This window comes from Dokdonella koreensis DS-123 (assembly GCF_001632775.1).
GTDB classification, from domain to species: Bacteria; Pseudomonadota; Gammaproteobacteria; order Xanthomonadales; family Rhodanobacteraceae; genus Dokdonella; species Dokdonella koreensis.
The window spans coordinates 1995143-2011039 of the sequence record NZ_CP015249.1 but is presented as its reverse complement, the minus strand read 5'-3'; the positions used below and the strand labels follow the sequence as shown (position 1 = coordinate 2011039).

Genomic DNA, 15897 nt, shown 5'->3' with positions numbered 1-15897 from the left:
GCCGGTCCGTCACTCGGCCGGTGCGGCGGGCGGGGTGTCGCCCTCGGCGGTATCCGCCGCGGCCTCGGCTTCGGCGTCCTCGTCGAGCGGATCGAGTGCGACCACGCCGATCAGGTTCTCGTTCTCCGGCAGCCGGATCAGCGTGACGCCCTGTGTATTGCGGCCCACGCGCGCGATCTCGGCGGCGCGCGTGCGCACCAGGGTGCCGAGGTTGGAGATCAGCATCAGCTCGCTGGTGTCGTCGAGCTGGGCGGCACCGACGAGGGAGCCGTTGCGCTCGGAGCACTGGATCGCGATGACACCCTGCGTGCCGCGGCCCTTCTTCGGGTACTCGGCCAGCTCGGTGCGCTTGCCGTAGCCGCGCTCGGTGGCGGTCAGGATGTCGCCATCGCCGTCGGCCACGATCAGGCTGACCACGCGCTCGCCGTCGGCCAGGCGCATGCCGCGCACGCCGCCGGCGGTACGGCCCATCGAGCGGACCGAGCCTTCGTCGAAGCGCACGGCCTTGCCGTTGGAGGCGAACAGCAGGATGTCGCGCTGGCCGTCGGTGATCTGCACGTCGACCAGGGCATCGCCCTCGTCCAGGCCGATCGCGATCTTGCCGCGCTGCAGCTGGTAGGCGAACTCGGTCAGCGGCGTCTTCTTCACGGTGCCGTTGGCGGTGGCGAAGAACACGTAGCGGTTCTCGTCGTACTCGCGCACGGCCTGGATCGCCTGCACCTTCTCGTCGGGGCCCAGCGGCAGCAGGTTGACGATCGGCTTGCCGCGCGCATTGGGGCCGGCGTCGGGCATCTGGTAGACCTTCAGCCAGTAGACGCGGCCGGTGCTGGTGAAGGCCAGCAGCGTGTCGTGCGTGTTGGCGATCCACAGCCGCTCGACGAAATCCTCGTCCTTGAGCGCGGAGGCCGAGCGCCCCTTGCCGCCGCGCCGCTGCGCGCGGTAGGTGCTGACCGGCTGGCGCTTGGCGTAGCCGGCGTGCGAGAGCGTGACGACCACGTCCTCCGGCTCGATCAGGTCGAGGATGTCGATGTCGTCCTGGCTGGCCTGGATCACGGTGCGGCGGGCATCGCCGTACTGGTCGCGGATCGCGATCAGTTCCTCGCGGATCACCGCCAGCAGGCGCGCGGGGTCTTCCAGGATCTCGATCAGGCCGGCGATCGTGCGCAGCAGGTCCTTGTACTCGTCGGTGAGCTTCTCCTGCTCCAGGCCGGTCAGGCGGGCCAGGCGCATCTCCAGGATCTGCTGGGCCTGGATCTCCGAGAGCTGGTAGCCGCGCTCGGACAGGCCCACGCCGGGCGCGAGGTTCTCCGGCTTGGAGGCGTCGGCGCCGGCGGCGTCGAGCAGCGCGCGCACCAGGCCCGGCTCCCAGCGGCGGGCCAGCATGCGCTCCTTGGCCTCGTCGCTGGATGGCGAGGTCTTGATCAGCTCGATCATCTCGTCGATGTTGGCCAGCGCGACGGTCAGGCCTTCCAGGATGTGGGCCCGGTCGCGCGCCTTGCGCAGCTCGAAGATCGTGCGGCGGGTGACCACCTCGCGGCGGTGGCGGATGAAGGCGTCCAGGATCTCGCGCAGGCCCAGCGTGCGCGGCTGGCCGTCCACCAGGGCCACCATGTTGATGCCGAAGGTGACCTGCAGCTGGGTCTGCTGGTAGAGGTTGTTGAGCAGGACATCGGCCATCGTGTCCTTGCGCACCTCGATGACGATGCGCATGCCGTCCTTGTCGGATTCGTCGCGCAGGCCGTCCGAGGCGATGCCCTCGATCTTCTTTTCCTTGTGCAGCTCGGCGATCGCCTCGATCAGGCGGCGCTTGTTCACCTGGTACGGCAGCTCGGTGACGATGATCGTCTCGCGGCCGTTGTCGTCGGTCTCGATCTCGGCGTAGGCGCGCACCAGGATGCGGCCGCGGCCGGTGCGGTAGGCCTCCACGATGCCGGCCGAACCATTGATGATGCCGGCGGTCGGGAAGTCCGGGCCGGGCACCAGGCGCAGCAGGTCCTCGAAGCCGAGGTCCGGGTCGTCGATGACCGCGATGCAGGCGGTGACGATCTCGCCGAGGTTGTGCGGCGGCACGTTGGTGGCCATGCCGACGGCGATGCCGGCCGAGCCGTTGACCAGCAGGGTCGGCACGCGCGTGGGCAGTACCGTGGGCTCGAGGTCCTTCTCGTCGTAGTTGGGCTGGAAGTCGACGGTTTCCTTGTCGAGGTCGGCCAGCAGCTCGGAGGTGAGGCGGTCCAGGCGGCATTCGGTGTAGCGCATCGCCGCGGCGTTGTCGCCGTCGACCGAGCCGAAGTTGCCCTGCCCGTCCACCAGCGGGTAGCGCATGGAGAAGTCCTGCGCCATGCGCACCAGGGCGTCGTAGACGGACTGGTCGCCGTGCGGGTGGTACTTACCGATGACGTCACCGACGACGCGGGCGCACTTGATGTACGGGCGGTTCCAGACGTTGTTGAGTTCCTGCATCGCGAACAGCACGCGCCGGTGGACCGGCTTGAGGCCGTCGCGGACGTCGGGGAGCGCGCGCCCGACGATGACGCTCATTGCGTAGTCGAGATAGCTCTGCCGGACCTCGTCCTCGATATTGACGCGAATGATTTCTTTGGCCGTATCAGCCATCGAGCGGGTCTTCCTGGAGTGTGTGTGCCAAAGGCCCCGAACGGGGCATCGGGCGGATGCGCACACGGTGCGAATCCGACCGCGCATTGTAACACAACGGCCATGCCGGCCGCCCGGAAACCCGCGTCGCGGGAACCACTTAGGCGTGTTGCGGCAGGGCGCGAAACCCCGCGGCCGCGCCCAGACCTACGCCGGGGTACGGCGGCAGGCGGCGGCGATGGCGCCAGAGGGCCGGTGCGTGCGTGCAGGAGTCCGCCGGCCGGGCCAGACCGGGGCCATCGCCGAAACGAAGGAAGCCGGACCGACGTATCGGCCCGGCTTCGGAAGCGACGCCGCGGCGACCACCGCGGCGTTCGCGAGGCTTACCAGTACAGCTGGCCGCGCAGTTCCAGCGCGCTCGGCTTCTCGGTGGTGCCGTTCGGACGGTCGATGTCGGTCTTGACGTAGTTCAGCATGAACTTGAAGTTCTGGCGGAAATACCAGTTCAGACCCAGCGTGTAGTTGGTCTCCTTGCCGCCGTTGACGCCGCCGTCCTTGAGGTTCAGCTCTTCGGCGCGCAGGCCGAGCTGCCACATGCCCAGGTAGCCGCCGTGGCCGGCCTTGTTGGTCGTGAACACGCCGTTGCGGTAGCCCCAGGTCTCGCCGGTGAGGTTCCACAGGCCCGAGGCGTACCAGCCGTCGGTGGTGTAGTCCGAGTGGGCGTGGCGGGCGATCGTCGACTCGAAGTACTCGGCGTTGATCTTGAACGGGCCGGCCACCCAGCCGCCTTCCAGGCCGTAGGTGGTGACGTCGTCGGCGTCACGCAGCGTGCCCGAGTCGATCAGGCGCGGCGTGGTGCTCATGTCCATGCCGGGACGGGCGCGCACGCGCGCTTCGTCGTTGTGCGTGTCGTAGGTGATGCCCGACAGACCGAAGTGCAGGACGTTGCCGTCGGTGTTGATCGGCGCGAACGTGAAGCGGCCGCCGAAGCCGTTGCCTTCGCCGCCGCCGGTGGTGATCTCGTCGCCGAACACGCTACCGGTCAGGGTCCACAGCGTATCGGTCCACACCAGCGAGGTGCCGACGCGGCGACCCGGCGAGTAGGTGCTGGTGACCATCGCCTTGGCGACGAAGTCGTTGTTCTTGGTGCTCGACAGCTCTTCCATGCTGTTGGGCTGCTTGAACTGGCCCACGGTCCAGCTCAGCTTGCTGCCGAGCTTGAACTTGGCGTTGACGTCGAGGAACTTGTCGTTACGGGTGCTGGCGTCGTAGCCGACCACCCACTCCCAGTTGGTCGCCTTGCCCTTGAGCACGATCTCGGCGCGGCGCAGCTCGCCGTCGTCTTCCAGCGTGGTGATGTCGTCGTCGTACTGGGTGTAGTCGGACTGGATCAGGCCTTCGAGCGAAATCTTGTGGCCGAAGATCTCGTCCAGCGTGACGTCCGCCTTGGCGGAAAGGGCAAAAGTGGAAAGGACGGTGGCGATAGCGGCGGCAAGCAGGTGCGGACGCATGGGCTCTTGGGCTCCCGAGGGCGGATTGAAGGAACGGAAGGCAGCGATCGCAGAATCCGGGCGTAAGCCCTCACGAATCGTTAACGCTGCGACGGGCGGCAGGATGGGCGCGGTCGATGACAGGCACATGGATGATTGATGACAAGCTCGTTACAGGGCGCGGCAATCAGCCCCCGGCCGGACCGCTGCGATGCAGCACGTCGTATTGCGGTCCGCTTCATCTGGGCCTCAGTATGTTCAGCGGCCGCTCGCGCGCACCCGGCACGTTTGCGTCTTCGGGCGGCCCATCCGCAGATCTGCCCACCCATTGAAGGAGAGCACCCATGTCGAAGAACTTCGTGAAACCGGCCGCCGTCATCGGCGGCGCCCTGCTCGGTTCGCTTTCGCTCGCCCAGCTCGCCCTGGCCAGCGACGGCTTCAAGGCCAAGGACCTCGGCACCGGCTACCTGGTGGCGGCCCACGACGACAAGGCGAAGGAAGGCAAGTGCGGCGAAGGCAAGTGCGGTTTCGACAAGCTCGACACCGACGGCAACGGCGCCATCTCGCAGGCGGAGTGGACCGCGGCCAAGCCGGACAAGGCCGACCATTTCGCCAAGCTCGACGCCAACAGCGACGGCAGCATCAGCAAGGCGGAGTTCGACGCGGCCATGGCCGCCAAGAAGGGCATGGAAGGCAAGTGCGGCGAGGGCAAGTGCGGCGGCAAGGGCTGATCGCCCGATGAGCCGGCACGCACCGATCGACGGTGCCGGCCTGGGCCTGCGGCGGGCGCTGACCGGCCCGCTGCAGGACCATCCCGAAGCGACGGCGGCGATCGATTTCTTCGAGATCGCCCCGGAGAACTGGATCGGCGTGGGCGGGCGCCTCGGCGCCACGTTGCGCGGCTTCACCGAACGCCACCGCTTCGCTTGCCATGGCCTGTCGCTGTCGCTGGGCGGTCCCGCGCCGCTGGACCAGACGCTGCTGGCGCGCATCCGCCGCTTCATGGACCAGCACGGCATCGCCGCCTATAGCGAGCACCTGGCCTACTGCAGCGACGAAGGCCACCTGTACGACCTGCTGCCGATCCCGTTCACCGACGAGGCCGTTCGCCACACGGCGGCGCGCATCCGCACCGCGCAGGACATCCTCGGCCGGCGCATCGCGGTGGAGAACGCCTCGTACTATGCGGCGCCCGGCGCGCGCCTGTCGGAGATCGACTTCGTCAACGCCGTGCTGGCCGAGGCGGACTGCGACCTCTTGCTCGACGTCAACAACATCTATGTCAACGCCACCAACCACGGCTACGACGCCGAGGCATTCCTAGCCGCCCTGCCCGGCGAGCGGATCGCCTGGATCCACGTGGCCGGCCACCGGGTGGAACCGGACGCCCTGCTGATCGACACGCACGGCATGCCGGTCTGCGATCCGGTGTGGCGGCTGCTGGCACAGGCCTATGCGCGCTTCGGGCCGCGGCCGACCCTGGTCGAGCGCGACTTCAACTTCCCGCCGCTGGAACACCTGGTCGCCGAGGTGGAGACGGTACGCGCATTGCAGCGGGCCGCGGTTCCGGATGCAGCACCGAGCGGCCTGGCCCATGGCTGACACGGCCGGATCGCTGGACAACGCGCAACGCGCGTTCTGCGCGCACCTGCGCGACCCGGACCGGCACGCCGCGCCGGCGGACGTCGCACCGCGGCGCATGGCGGTCTACCACGAACTGGTCTTCAACAACCTCGAAAGCCTGCTGGCCGGCAACTTCCCGGTTATCCGCAGCCTGCACGCGGAGGCGGCTTGGCACGCGCGCGTGCGGGCGTTCCTGCGCGACCACCGCAGCCACACGCCGCTGTTCCCGGAGATCGGCCGCGAGTTCGTGCGCTTCCTGGAGGCGCGCGCGCGCGCGGGCACGGACGACCCGCCGTTCCTGGCCGAGCTGGCGCACTACGAATGGAGCGAGCTGGCGCTGGCACTGGACGAGGCGACGCTCGCCGATGTGCCGCACGATCGGGACGGCGACGTCGTCGACGGCGTGCCGGTGCTCTCGCCGCTGGTGCGCCTGCTGGCCTACCGCTACCCGGTGCACCGGATCGGCCCGGGCGCGGTGCCGGCCGAGGTGCCGGCGCAGCCGACCCTGATCGTGCTGGTGCGTGACGCGGCCGGTGACGTGCGCTTCCTGGAGATCGACGCACTGACCGCGCTGCTGCTGGAAACCCTGCAGACCCCGCCGCTACAACCGGGACGCGCCCGCGTGGCCGCGCTGCTCGACCGCCTGGGCCGCGACGCGCCGGCGCTGCGCGAATCGGGCCTGGCGATACTGGCGGACCTGCGACGCCACGGCGTGATCCTCGGTACCGCGCCGCGCTGACGCCCCGGTATCGCCGGACGGATGCGATCCGCTATCCTCCACGGATGCCGCAATCGCCTTCTCCCCGGCGCATCGCCGAGCGCTTCCGGGGCTATCTTCCTGTCGTCGTCGATGTCGAGACCGGCGGTTTCGACGCCGAGCGCGACGCCCTGCTCGAGATCGCCTGCGTGGTCATCGGCATGGATGCCGACGGCACCGTGCACCCGCAGCCGGCAGTCTCCACCCATGTGGTGCCGTTCCCGGGCGCCAACATCGACCCGCGCGCGCTGGAGATCACCGGCATCGACCCGGACCATCCGTTCCGCAACGCGCTGGAAGAACGCGCGGCGCTGGACCACATCTTCACGCCGGTGCGCAAGGCGCTGCGCGAGGCGGACTGCCAGCGCGCGATCCTGGTCGGCCACAACGCGGCCTTCGACCTGGGGTTCCTCAATGCGGCGATCCGCCGGACCGCGCACAAGCGCAGCCCGTTCCATCCGTTCAGCTGCTTCGACACGGTGACGCTGGGCGGCCTGGCCTACGGCCAGACCGTGCTCAGCAAGCTGATGGTCAGCGCCGGCTTCCAGTGGGACGCCAACGAGGCGCACTCGGCGGTCTACGACACCGAGCGCACGGCCGAGCTGTTCTGCCGGATCGTCAACCGCTGGAAGCAGATGGACGACGCCTGGACGCGCCACAACGGCGCGGCTTGATCCGGCCGGCCGCCGGCCGCATGCTGCTGCCATGCCGATCTACCGCTACCTGCCCGTCGATTCCCTGCCCGGCTGCGCCGAATGCGGCCCCGGCATCGAGCTGCTGCAGCGGCTTTCCGACGCGCCCCTGACCGCCTGCCCGTCCTGCGGCACGGCGGTGGCGCGCGTGCTGTCCGCGCCGCAGGTGGTCTCCGGCGGCGCCCACCTGCTGCGCGAGAGCCACGTGGCCAAGCACGGCTTCACGCAGTACCGCCGCGCCGGCAAGGGGGTCTACGAGAAGACCACCGGCAAGGGACCGGACTACATCAGCGGCGACTGAACGACGCCGGCCACGCCTTCCTGAACCCGCCTCGCCGGCCCGATCGTAACAAATCCTTTCGCTGAAACATCCGCGCAACGCGTTGATCGAGCGGCTCTTTTTCGTTCACGCCCGAGGCGTCCGCCCGCCCCTGAAACGCCACTGAAATATTTCCCACATCGTTCTGCAACCTCCCAGGGCTAAAAAGCGCGGCATCGATCTGCCCTTTTTGCTTTCAGCCCAAGGAGTCGCCAGCGTGTCCATCTCGATCAAGCTGCGTGCGGTTGCACTCGGTCTCGCCACCGTGTTCGCCGTCGGCACCACCCAGGCCGCAGAAGTCACCGGCGCCGGTGCTTCTTTCGTGTTTCCGCTGATGTCCAAGTGGTCGGCCGACTACAACGCCGCCACCGGCAATCGCATCAACTACCAGTCGATCGGCTCCAGCGGCGGCATCGCGCAGATCAAGGCCGGCACGGTGGACTTCGGCTCGTCCGACGCCCCGCTCAAGCCCGCCGACCTCGCCGACGCCGGTCTGGTGCAGTTCCCGTCGGTGATCGGCGGCGTAGTGCCGGTGGTCAACGTCGAGGGCATCGGCCCGGGCCAGCTCAAGCTGACCGGCCCGGTCCTGGCCGACATCTTCCTCGGCAAGATCACCAAGTGGAACGACGAGGCGATCGCCAAGCACAACCCGGACCTGAAGCTGCCGTCGGGCACGATCTCGATCGTCCACCGCTCGGACGGCTCTGGCACGACGTTCAACTTCGTCAACTACCTCTCGAAGATCAGCCCGGCGTTCAAGGAAAAGATCGGCGAAGGCACCTCGGTGCAGTGGCCGTACGGCCTGGGCGGCAAGGGCAACGAGGGCGTCGCCGCCTACGTCAAGCAGGTCAAGAACGCGGTCGGCTACGTGGAACTGGCCTACGCGCTGCAGAACAAGATGTCCTACGTGGCACTGCAGAACGAAGCGGGCAAGTTCGTCCAGCCGAGTGCCGAGAGCTTCGCCGCCGCGGCTGCCAGCGCCGACTGGAAGAACGCCAAGGACTTCAGCCTGGTCATCACCAATGCCCCGGGCGAGGACGCCTGGCCGATCACCGCCACCAACTTCATCCTGATGCACGCCCAGCCGAAGGATGCCGAGCGCGCCAAGGCCGCCCGCGAGTTCTTCACCTGGGCCTACAGCGAAGGCAAGACCCAGGCCTCCGCGCTGGACTACGTGCCGCTGCCGGCCACGCTGGTCGAGCAGGTCACCGCCTACTGGTCCGCCAAGATCAAGTAATGCGTCACAGGTGCCCGGGTTCGCCCGGGTGACCTGCCGGACGGCGGATGGCGTCCCGGCTTCCTCGCCGGTGGCGCCCTCCGCTCCCTCATTTCCGGCCCGCGCTGCGGCGGGGGCCTTCAATCATGGGTAGACGCATGAGCAGCATCGCTGCCGACGCGATCCTGATCGACGAGCGGCGCAGCCGCCGCGACGAACGCCAGGACCGCGGTTTCAGCATCGCGCTGGGCCTGACGGCGATCTTCGTCCTGATCGCCCTCGCCGGCGCCGCCTTGTCAATGTTGTGGGGCGGCCGCGAGGTCCTGGCGACCGAGGGCTGGCGCTTCTTCTTCTCCACCGAATGGAACCCGGTCGAGAACCGCTACGGCGCCCTGGTGCCGATCTACGGCACCCTGGTCACCGCCATCGTCGCGATGCTGATTGCTGTGCCGATCAGCTTCGGCATCGCGTTGTACCTGACCGAGGTGGCGCCCAACTGGCTGCGCGGCCCTGTCGGCTCGGCCATCGAGCTGCTGGCCGGCGTGCCCTCGATCATCTACGGCATGTGGGGCCTGTTCGTGCTGGTCCCGGTGATGACCGAGTACGTCACGCCCTGGTTCAACGACTACATCGGCACGATCCCGGTGATCGGGGTGCTGTTCCGCGGCCCCCCGCTCGGCATCGGCATGCTGACCGCCGGCTTCGTGCTGGCGATCATGGTGATCCCGTTCATTTCCTCGGTCATGCGCGAGGTGTTCCTGACGGTGCCCACGCGCCTGAAGGAATCGGCCTATGCGCTGGGATCGACCAAGTGGGAAGTGGTCTGGGACATCGTCCTGCCCTACACCCGCTCGGCGGTGATCGGCGGCGTCTTCCTCGGCCTCGGGCGTGCGCTCGGCGAGACGATGGCGGTCGCCTTCGTCGTCGGCAACACGGTGCGCTTCTCGGCCTCGCTGCTCGAACCGGGCACGACGATCGCCGCGCTGATCGCCAACGACTTCGCCGAGGCGACCGACAGCTACCGCTCGGCGCTGCTCCTGCTCGGCTTCGTGCTGTTCATCGTGACCTTCATCGTGCTGGCGATCGCCCGGCTGATGCTCCGACAACTGTCGCGCAAGGAGGGTGGCCGATGAACGTCGCCGTACCTACCGCCGAAAGCCCGGTCGCGCAGCGGCTCTACCGCCGGCGCAGCCTCACCAACACCCTCGCGCTGGTGATGTCCTGCGCCGCCGCGCTGTTCGGCCTGTTCTTCCTGTTCTGGATCCTCTGGACCACGGTGTCGCGTGGCATCGCCGGCGTGAACCTCGCGCTGTTCACGCAGATGACGCCGCCGCCGATGGAAACCGGCGGCCTGCTCAACGCGTTCTTCGGCAGCGCGGTGATGTGCCTGCTGGCGATCCTGATCGGCACGCCGCTCGGCATCGCCGCCGGCACCTGGCTGGCCGAGTACGCCGGCGCGCGTCGCATCGGCACGGTGATCCGCTTCGTCAACGACATCCTGCTGTCGGCGCCGTCGATCGTGCTGGGCCTGTTCGTGTACACGATCGTGGTGGCGCAGATGGGCGGCAGCTTCTCGGCACTCGCCGGTTCCATCGCGCTCGCGTTCATCGTGCTGCCGGTGGTGGTCCGCACCACCGACGAGATGCTGCGGCTGGTGCCCTCGCAGATGCGCGAGGCGGCCCTGTCGCTGGGCATCCCGCAGTGGAAGGTCATCATGCAGGTGCTCTACCGCAGCGCGTCGGCCGGCATCGTCACCGGCATCCTGCTGGCGCTGGCGCGCATCAGCGGCGAGACCGCACCGCTGCTGTTCACCGCCTTCGGCAACCAGTACTGGAGCACGGACCTGACCCGGCCGATGGCCAGCGTACCGGTGGTCATGAACCAGTTCGCCGGCAGCCCGTACGAATCCTGGCAGGTGCTCGCCTGGGCCGGTGCCCTGGTGCTGACCGCCTTCGTGCTGTTGCTCAGCCTGCTCGCTCGCGCCATTCTCCTCAGGAACAAGATCAGCCATGACTGACGCACCGTTTGCGATATCGACGCCGACCGTCGGCGCTTCCGTCCGCGCAGCCGAGGCCGGTGCCGCGCCGAAGATGAGCGCGCGCAACCTCGACTTCTACTACGACGGCTTCCACGCGCTCAAGGGCGTCAACATCGACATCGCCGAGAAGCGCGTGACCGCGCTGATCGGCCCGTCGGGTTGCGGCAAGTCCACGCTGCTGCGGATATTCAACCGCATCTACGCGCTCTACCCGAAGCTCGAAGCCAAGGGCGAAGTGCTGCTGGACGGCCAGAACATCCTCGATCCGTCCTACGGGCTCAACCGCCTGCGCGGCAAGGTCGGCATGGTGTTCCAGAAGCCGGTGCCGTTCCCGATGTCGATCTACGAGAACATCGCCTACGCGATCCGCCACTACGAGAAGCTCTCCAAGGCCGAGCTGGACGTGCGCGTGGAAGAAGCGCTCGTGCAGGGCGCGCTGTGGACCGAGGTCAAGGACAAGCTCAAGCAGAACGCGCTGGGCCTGTCCGGCGGCCAGCAGCAGCGCCTGTGCATCGCACGCGCGGTGGCGCTGCGGCCCGACGTGCTGCTGCTCGACGAGCCGACCTCGGCGCTGGACCCGATCGCCACCGGCAAGATCGAGCAGCTGGTCGCCGAGCTCAAGGAGCACTACACGATCGCGATCGTCACCCACAACATGCAGCAGGCCGCGCGCTGCTCGGACTACACGGCCTTCATGTACCTGGGCGAGCTGATCGAGTTCGGCGCCACCGACAAGCTCTTCACCAAGCCGGCCAAGCAGCAGACCGAAGACTACATCACCGGCCGATTCGGCTGAGGACACCCCGATGAACGCACCCGTTTCCGAGCACATCGTCAAAAGCTACGACCTGGAACTCAAGCGCCTGACGCAGGAGATCCAGCGCATGGGTGACCTGGCGCTGGCCGAGCTGGAAGGCGCGATCGACGCGGTCGTCAAGCGCGACAGCGAAGCCGCCACCGCCATCATCAACAGCGACAGCGCGGTCGACGCGTTGGAGCTGGAAGTCAGCCACGACGTCGTCCAGCTGCTGGTGGCGCGCGCACCGATGGCACGCGACCTGCGCGAGGTCATGGCCGCGCTGCGGATCGCCGCCGACATCGAGCGCATCGGCGACTACGCGGCCAACGTCGCCAAGCGCGCGATCGCGCTGAACCAGCTGGCCCTGGTCAAGCCGGTGCACGCCCTGCCGCGCCTGGCCGAGCTGGCCGGCGAGCTGGTCCGCGACGTGCTGGACGCCTACCGCGACCGCGACGCCGACGCCGCCCTGCTCGCCTGGGCACGCGACGAGGAACTGGACGAGATGTACACCGGCCTGTTCCGCGAGCTCCTGACCTACATGATGGAGGACCCGCGCAACATCACCGCGTGCACGCACCTGCTGTTCATGGCCAAGAACATCGAGCGCATCGGCGACCACGCGACCAACATCGCCGAGAACATCTACTACCTGGTCCACGGCAGCCAGATCGGCCAGATCCGCCGCAAGGGCGACTCCACCGCGTCCACGGTCATCCCGGACCCGACCGCGCGCTGACCCCTCCCGCGGACTGGCCGCCGGGTCCGGCGCGGACTATGCTGCAACGCAGTCCGCCCCGGCCCGGAGACGCGCGATGATCCACGCCAGCATCCTCGACACGATCGGCCGCACGCCGATCGTCCGCATCAACCGCCTGGCCCCGCCGGGCGTCGCAATGTACGTCAAGTGCGAGGCCTTCAATCCCGGCGGTTCGGTCAAGGACCGCCTCGCGCTGGCGATCATCCTCGACGCCGAGGCCAAGGGCCTGCTCAAGCCCGGCCAGACCGTGGTCGAGGCGACCTCGGGCAATACCGGCATCGCCCTGGCGATGGTCTGCGCCGCGCGCGGCTACCCGTTCGTCGCCTTCATGGTCGAGACGTTCTCGATCGAGCGCCGCAAGCTGATGCGCGCCTACGGCGCCAAGGTGATCCTGACGCCGGCCGCCGAGCGCGGCAGCGGCATGGTGCGCCGCGCGGCCGAGTTCGCCGAGAAACACGGCGCGTTCCTGGCGCGCCAGTTCGAGAACGAGGCCAACCCGGCCTGGCACCGCAGCACCACCGGGCCGGAGATCCTGCAGGACTTCGCCGGGCAGCGGCTGGACTGGTTCGTCACCGGCTGGGGCACCGGCGGCACGCTGACCGGTGCCGGCGAGATGATCCGCCTGGCGCGGCCGGAGGTGCGCATCGTCGCCGCGGAACCCGCGCCGGCGGCGCTGCTGGCCGGTGCCGAATGGAAACCGCACCGTATCCAGGGCTGGACGCCGGACTTCGTGCCGGCCGTGCTGAACCGCGCGGTCGTCGATCGCCTGGTGGCCGTCGACGAGTTCGTCGCCCGCGACACCGCGCTCGCGCTGGCCCGCGACGAGGGCATCCTCTGCGGCGTCTCTGCAGGCGGCACGTTCGCCGCCGCGCTGGAGATCGCCCGCGAGGCCCGTCCGGGCGACGCCATCCTGGCGGTGCTGCCCGACACCGGCGAGCGCTATCTCAGCACCTACCTGTTCGAGGGCGTCAACGAGGGTTCCGACGAGGAATGGCTGGCGTCGCTGTAGCGGCGCAGGGCCGCGTCCCGGCGGCACCGCATGCAGGAGTGCCGCGACGGCCGGCGTGCCGACGCGCGAATCCAAGGAGCACGATGCACACGTCACCGCCACGCCGGCCCCTCGCGCTGCGCCACTGGGCGAACCGGTTGCGTTCGCTGGCGCGCCGGCTGCTGCCGGCACGCGCGCTCGACTACGCCCAGCGCGTCGCGCAGGAGCAGGCGATCTTCGAGGGCCAGGAGCAGGTCCACGACCTGCCCCCGATTTTCCACTACTGGTCCAACACCTGGCTGCGGCCGCAACTGGAAGCGCTCGGCTTTTCCGATCCGGACGCGTTCTTCTTCGAGCAGCTGAAAAAAGCGCTCCAGGAGCATCCGGACGGCGTCCGCTTCGCCAGCCTGGGCGCCGGCAACTGCGATACCGAGGTCCGCATCGCGCGGCGGCTGGTCGACCAGGGCCTGGACCGCTTCACGCTCGAATGCGTGGACATCAACCCGACGATGCTCGAGCGCGGCCGCGCGCTGGCGCGCGAGAGCGGCGTCGAGGCGCAGGTGCTGCCGGTCCAGGGCGACTTCAACGCCTGGCGGCCGGACCGGCGCTACGACGCGATCATGGCCAACCAGAGCCTCCACCACGTGCTGGCCCTGGAGAACCTGTTCACCGCGGTGGATACGGCGCTGGCGCCGCACGGCCGCTTCATCGTCTCGGACATGATCGGCCGCAACGGCCACATGCGCTGGCCCGAGGCGATGGACATCATCCACGAGTACTGGCGCGAGCTGCCGCCGGGGTATCGCTGGAACGTCCAGCTGCGCCGGCACGAGGAACTGCTCGACTACTGGGATTGCTCGAAGGAGGGATTCGAGGGTATCCGCGCGCAGGACATCCTGCCGCTGCTGATCGCGCGCTTCGATTTCGAGCTGTTCTTCGCCTACGGCAACCTGATCGACCCGTTCATCGACCGCTCGTTCGGCCCGCACTTCGACGCGGATTCGGCCACCGACCGCGCCTTGATCGATCGCATCCATCGACGCGACGTCGAAGAGATCGCAGCCGGCCGGATCAAGCCGACGCACCTGATCGCCTCGATGCGCAAGCGCCCGTATACCGGGGAGCGGGTCCACCTGCCGGGCATCACGCCCGAGACCTCGGTGCGCCCGGTCGACGGCCGGGCGCACGCCTAGACACGGCCGGGCTGCCCGGCGGGCTTCAGGCGCTGCGCTGGCGCAGCACCTCGAACAGCACGACGCCGGTCGCCACCGAGACATTGAGGCTTTCGACGCTGCCGCGCATCGGGATGTGGGCGAGGAAGTCGCAGGCTTCGCGCGTCAGGCGGCGCATGCCCTCCCCTTCGCCGCCCATGACCAGGGCGGCCGGACCGTTGAAGTCGATCGCATAGACGGAGCGGTCGCCGTCGCCGGCGAGGCCGGTCAGCCAGACGCCGGCGTCCTTGAGCACCTTGAGCGTACGGGCCAGGTTGGTCGCCGCGACGAACGGCACGCGATCGGCGGCGCCGGCCGAGGCACGCCGCACGGTCGGGGTGATGCCGGCGGCCTTGTCCTTGGGAACGATCACCGCGGTCACGCCGGCAGCCTCGGCGCTGCGCAGGCAGGCGCCGAGGTTGTGCGGATCGGTGACACCGTCCAGGACCAGGAACAGCGCCTCGCGGCCGGCCTGCTCGATCAGCTGCGGCAGCTCGGACTCCGGCCGCGGCGGCGGCACCGTGTAGCGCGCGGCGATGCCCTGGTGGCGCGTGCCGCCGGTCATGCGGTCCAGCGCGGCGCGATCGCGGGCGTGCGGCCGCAGGCCCATCTCGCGTGCGCGCTCGGACAGCTCGCGGATGCGCGGATTCTGCGAGCCGGTCTCGATGTAGAGCTCGACGATGTTGCCGGCGTCGTAGTTGAGGGCGGCTTCGACGGAGTGGATGCCGCTCAGCAGTTCGGTGCTCATCGGGGGAAACCTGTGCAAGGACGCGGGATCGACATCCCGGCAGGGCGCGTATTGTGGCCAGACGAGCGCCGCCAGGCGAGCGGCGCGTGGCCCGGCCGTCAGCGAGAAGCCCCGCCACGGCTCACCAGCCACCGCTCAGGCGACGACGTCCCCGCCACTCACGCGCGCCGGTAGACGATCTCGGTGGCCTTGGCCTCCGGGCCGTCCGGCTCGATGTTCCAGGCGGTCAGCACCAGGGTGTCGGGGTCGGGCTGCTCGATCGTGGTGCGCCAGCCCCACGGCGGCGTGCCGTCGTGGCCGCCGTAGTGGCAGAGCACGTTCGGGAGTGGTCCGGCGTCGCCAGCGCCGGTCGAGAACAGGATCGCCGAGCCGGTGTGGAAGCTGTCGATCCAGGCCATCTCGTAGCGCTTGGCGTCGATGTGCCAGCCGATCAGCACCATGCCCTGCAGCGGCTTGCCGCCGAGGGCGCTCTCGTACTCGTGGATCATGAAGCGGCCGCCGAGTGCGGGGCGGATCGAGCCGCGGATCGGCGACTCGTCGCTGGGAGCCCCCGGCTCGAACCAGACCCGCGAGACACCGACCCATTCGCCGGCCAGGCGCGCCAGCGCGTGATGGTGTCCGCCCGGCGCCTGCGATGCTTCGAAAGCGGAACTGCCCATACCCTGCT

Annotated in this window: 16 protein-coding genes; 12 read left to right on the top strand and 4 right to left on the bottom strand. The window is 68.9% G+C overall.

What is annotated here, in order from left to right; all coding sequences use genetic code 11:
* Positions 1–9 precede the first annotated feature (9 nt).
* Together gyrA and I596_RS08105 are read right to left on the bottom strand one after the other, a co-directional pair.
* A complete protein-coding gene (gene gyrA / locus I596_RS08110) occupies positions 10–2613 on the bottom strand; it encodes a DNA gyrase subunit A (protein WP_067646215.1) in 2604 nt (867 codons plus the stop codon).
* A gap of 362 nt (positions 2614–2975) precedes the next feature.
* Entirely contained in the window at positions 2976–4103 is a 1128-nt protein-coding gene (locus tag I596_RS08105; protein WP_067646212.1) for an OprO/OprP family phosphate-selective porin, read from the bottom strand.
* Between the two features lie 323 nt (positions 4104–4426).
* Here I596_RS08105 and I596_RS08100 point away from each other — a divergent pair, with 323 nt between their 5' ends.
* From I596_RS08100 to I596_RS08045, 12 genes are all read left to right on the top strand, one after another.
* Positions 4427–4813: an HvfA family oxazolone/thioamide-modified RiPP metallophore gene (locus I596_RS08100; protein WP_067646209.1), complete on the top strand. Its 387-nt coding sequence runs from the start codon at positions 4427–4429 to the stop codon at positions 4811–4813.
* 7 nt (positions 4814–4820) lie between these two features.
* Positions 4821–5684, top strand: a complete 864-nt coding sequence (locus I596_RS08095; RefSeq protein WP_067646206.1) for an HvfB family MNIO-type RiPP peptide maturase — start codon at positions 4821–4823, stop codon at positions 5682–5684.
* Positions 5677–6444 carry an HvfC family RiPP maturation protein gene (locus I596_RS08090; protein ID WP_067646203.1) on the top strand — a complete coding sequence of 256 codons (768 nt, stop codon included), beginning with the start codon at positions 5677–5679 and terminating at the stop codon, positions 6442–6444. Before I596_RS08095 ends, I596_RS08090 begins: the two co-directional genes overlap by 8 nt.
* Positions 6445–6488: 44 nt before the next feature.
* Positions 6489–7136 (top strand): ribonuclease T, encoded by a 648-nt coding sequence (gene rnt / locus I596_RS08085; protein ID WP_067646201.1) that lies wholly within the window; start codon positions 6489–6491, stop codon positions 7134–7136.
* A gap of 31 nt (positions 7137–7167) precedes the next feature.
* On the top strand, positions 7168–7455 hold the full coding sequence (locus I596_RS08080) for an FmdB family zinc ribbon protein (RefSeq protein WP_067646198.1): 288 nt from the start codon (positions 7168–7170) through the stop codon (positions 7453–7455).
* Positions 7456–7690: 235 nt separating this feature from the next.
* Positions 7691–8710 carry a phosphate ABC transporter substrate-binding protein PstS gene (gene pstS, locus I596_RS08075; protein WP_067646195.1) on the top strand — a complete coding sequence of 340 codons (1020 nt, stop codon included), beginning with the start codon at positions 7691–7693 and terminating at the stop codon, positions 8708–8710.
* Positions 8711–8847: 137 nt separating this feature from the next.
* Entirely contained in the window at positions 8848–9822 is a 975-nt protein-coding gene (gene pstC, locus I596_RS08070) for a phosphate ABC transporter permease subunit PstC (protein ID WP_067646192.1), read from the top strand.
* Complete coding sequence (pstA, locus tag I596_RS08065; RefSeq protein ID WP_067646189.1) at positions 9819–10706, top strand: phosphate ABC transporter permease PstA; 888 nt, start codon at positions 9819–9821, stop codon at positions 10704–10706. The genes pstC and pstA overlap by 4 nt, the downstream gene beginning before the upstream one ends.
* Before the next feature lie 73 nt (positions 10707–10779).
* Positions 10780–11523, top strand: a complete 744-nt coding sequence (gene pstB / locus I596_RS08060) for a phosphate ABC transporter ATP-binding protein PstB (RefSeq protein WP_223303961.1) — start codon at positions 10780–10782, stop codon at positions 11521–11523.
* Positions 11524–11533: 10 nt separating this feature from the next.
* Positions 11534–12262, top strand: a complete 729-nt coding sequence (gene phoU, locus I596_RS08055; RefSeq protein WP_067646185.1) for a phosphate signaling complex protein PhoU — start codon at positions 11534–11536, stop codon at positions 12260–12262.
* Between the two features lie 76 nt (positions 12263–12338).
* Positions 12339–13292 (top strand): cysteine synthase A, encoded by a 954-nt coding sequence (gene cysK / locus I596_RS08050; RefSeq protein ID WP_067646183.1) that lies wholly within the window; start codon positions 12339–12341, stop codon positions 13290–13292.
* 83 nt (positions 13293–13375) lie between these two features.
* Positions 13376–14464 (top strand): class I SAM-dependent methyltransferase, encoded by a 1089-nt coding sequence (locus I596_RS08045; RefSeq protein ID WP_067646181.1) that lies wholly within the window; start codon positions 13376–13378, stop codon positions 14462–14464.
* 25 nt (positions 14465–14489) lie between these two features.
* On the opposite strand, the gene rlmB is transcribed toward I596_RS08045, so the two are convergent.
* Positions 14490–15230, bottom strand: coding sequence for a 23S rRNA (guanosine(2251)-2'-O)-methyltransferase RlmB (rlmB, locus tag I596_RS08040; RefSeq protein ID WP_067646179.1), 741 nt, complete (start codon positions 15228–15230; stop codon positions 14490–14492).
* 158 nt (positions 15231–15388) lie between these two features.
* Positions 15389–15889, bottom strand: coding sequence for a DUF1579 domain-containing protein (locus tag I596_RS08035; RefSeq protein WP_067646177.1), 501 nt, complete (start codon positions 15887–15889; stop codon positions 15389–15391).
* Positions 15890–15897: the final 8 nt, after the last annotated feature.